This is a genomic window from Brevundimonas sp. CURTG3B2_SDJG, from assembly GCF_057364705.1.
Window position 1 is genome coordinate 1 of sequence record NZ_JBNFOJ010000333.1, and the last position, 2,938, is coordinate 2,938.

Consider the following 2,938-nt stretch of genomic DNA (forward strand, 5'->3'; position numbering starts at 1 on the left):
TGGCCCGCGAGTTGCGCGCCGAGGCCGGCGCCCGCCGCTGGGACCAGGAGCAGAACCCCGCCGCCGCCGCCGGCGCCATCTTCGGCCTGATCGGCCTGGGCGCCATCGACATCCTGATCCTGCTGCCGATCGTCTTCCCGGTGTTCGGCGCAGTGCTGGCCATGCTGCTGGGCGGCGTGGGCGTGTTCATCGCGGGCGGCTTCGTGGCCGTCGCCGGATCCTTCTTCGGCGGTCCGGGAGGCGTGCTGGCGGCCGTCCTGATGGGCGTCGGCCTGATGGGCGCCGGCATCTTCATGGTCGGCCTGATGGCCCTGCTCACCAAGTGGCTGATCGACGCGACCGTCTGGTACGCCCGCCTCCACTACCGCGTGCTGAAGCCCGCGCTCGACAACCAGGCCTGAGGGAGGACCTGACATGATCCGCAATCTACTGGTCATCACGGGCGTGGGCTTCGTCCTGGCCCTGGTCGGCGTCGGCGGCTCGCTGGCCCTGGTCGGCAACGACGTGCGGCGCCACGACTGGACCTGGGTCGTCACCGACGACGGAGCCGGCGAGTCGGGCTTCCGCTTCGAGCGCGGCGAGGTCGATCCGGAGGTCAGCCGCACCCTGGCCTGGTCCGGCGGCGACCGCCTCTCGGTCGATATCCCGGGCGAGGTCGTCTACGTCCAGGGTGCTCAGGCCGGCGTCTCCGTCACCGGACCCAAGTCGGTCGTCGACCGCGTCCGCTTCGCCGACGGCCGCCTGACCCTGCAGGACTCCGACGACGTCGAGCGCGGCTATATCCGCTGGAACGGCTCGGGCATCCGGGTCTGGAGCGAGACCGAGTCGCTGCGCGTCACCGTCACCGCCCCGTCGGTGAACACCTTCCAGCTGGGCGAACACGGCGAGCTGAAAATCCGGGACTACGATCAGCCGACGATGAACGTCGTGATCGATGGTTCGGCCGACGTGCGCGCCAGCGGCCGGACCGACCGCGTGGACATCGTGGTCAACGGCGACGGCGACGTCCGGCTGGACGACCTGGAAGTCACCGACGCGACCGTGGACATCCCGGGCGACGGCGACGTCCGCGTCGGCCCGACCGGCCGGGCCCAGATCGACATCGCCGGCCGCGGCGACGTCACCCTGACCCGCCGGGCCTCGCAGGTTCAGCAGTCGATCACCGGCTGGGGCGAGGTCGATCAGGACTGACCCCCCGGCTCCGCATCCCTCCTGTCGTGGGGAGGGACGGCCGCTCCGGCGGCCCGGAGCGGGGGCGGCCGCCGTTTCCCTCGTCGAACCGTCCCCGCTCCCTTCGCCGCGCTCCTCCCTGGGCGCGGCGAAGACCGTGACGCGGGGGGCCTAAGCCCCTATCTGTGCCCGCATGACCGTTCACGTAGCCCCACCCGCCATCCTCGACAGCGCCGAGGTCGGCTCAGACGAAGCCCTGTCGATCCTGGAAGGCGCCCTGGCCGGCGCCGACGACGGCGAACTTTTCCTGGAGCGCTCGGAGTCCGAATCGCTCGTCTTCGATGACGGCCGGCTGAAATCCGCCGCCTACGACGCCTCCGAAGGCTTCGGCCTGCGCGTCGTGGCGGGCGAGACCGCCGGCTTCGCCCACGCCAACGAGATCAGCGGGCCCGCCCTGCGCCGTGCGGCCGACAGCGCGGCCCTGGCCCGCTCAGGCCACGCCGGCGTCGCCGCCGACGGTCCTCAGGCCACCAACCGCAAGCTCTACGACGAGATCGACCCCCTCGCCTCGCCCGCCTTCTCCGACAAGATCGCCCTGTTGGCCGAGATCGACGCCTGGGCCCGCGCCCGCGACCCGCGCGTGGTCCAGGTCTCGGCCTCCCTGGCGGGCGAGCATCGCCAGATCGAGATCCTGCGCGGCGACGGCCGCCTGATGCGCGACATGCGCCCCCTGGTCCGCCTGAACGTCTCGATCACCGTCGAGAAGGACGGCAGACGTGAGAGCGCCTCCGCCGGCGCCGCGGCCGCGCCGGCTTCGAGGAATGGATCGCGCCCGACCGCTGGCGGGCCCAGGTGGACGAGGCCCTGCGCCAGGCCCTGGTCAACCTCGAGGCCGTCGATTGCCCGGCCGGCGAGATGGACGTGGTCCTGGGCGCCGGCTGGCCCGGCGTTCTGCTGCACGAGGCCATCGGCCACGGCTTCGAAGGCGACTTTCACCGCAAGGGCTCGTCGGTCTTCACCGGCATGATGGGCAAGCGCGTCGCCGCGCCCGGCGTCACCGTGGTCGACGACGGCTCCATCGCGGCCCGCCGCGGGTCCCTGACCATCGACGACGAGGGCACGCCCACCTCGCGCACCGTCCTGATCGAGGACGGGATCATGGTCGGCCTGATGCATGACCGCCTGTCCGCCCGCCAGCTCGGCCAGGCGGCCACCGGCAACGGCCGGCGCCAGTCCTTCGCCCACATGCCCATGCCGCGCATGACCAACACCTTCATGGAGGGCGGCAAGGATTCGAAGGCCGACATGATCGCCTCGACCAAGCGCGGCCTCTACGCCGCCAACTTCGGCGGGGGCCAGGTGGACATCACCAATGGCAAGTTCGTCTTCCAGTGCACCGAGGCCTATCTGATCGAGGACGGAAGGATCACCGCCCCGGTGCGCGGCGCCACCCTGATCGGCGACGGCGCCACGGCCCTGACCAAGATCGAGATGATCGGCGACGACTTCGCGTTCGATCCCGGCGTCGGCGTCTGCGGCAAGGCCGGCCAGGGCGTGCCCGTCGGCATCGGCCAGCCCAGCCTGAAGATGGGCGGCCTGACGGTCGGCGGCACGGCGGTCTAGAATTGGCGGCTAGTGGCTAGGGTCCGTACTCGATACCGCTCATCCCCGCGAAGGCGGGGACCCAGTGTTTTGGGCGATCCGGCCGCGCCAGGGGCCCGCAAAACGACAATCCCGCCGACCTTGTGCCGGCAAAAGAACTGGGTCC

The 2,938-nt window shown here is 71.3% G+C and carries 2 protein-coding genes and 1 pseudogene; all 3 read left to right on the forward strand.

Translation table 11 applies throughout. The annotated features are described in order from the left end of the window. Positions 1-401 (forward strand): DUF1700 domain-containing protein (locus AC2W7C_RS16090; RefSeq protein WP_486002302.1); only part of this gene is annotated, 401 nt, incomplete at its 5' end. 13 nt (positions 402-414) lie between these two features. Further along, positions 415-1,191: a GIN domain-containing protein gene (locus AC2W7C_RS16095; protein WP_486002303.1), complete on the forward strand. Its 777-nt coding sequence runs from the start codon at positions 415-417 to the stop codon at positions 1,189-1,191. A gap of 172 nt (positions 1,192-1,363) precedes the next feature. Next, a pseudogene (gene tldD / locus AC2W7C_RS16100) lies at positions 1,364-2,793 on the forward strand (metalloprotease TldD). The last annotated feature ends 145 nt before the right edge of the window (positions 2,794-2,938 follow it).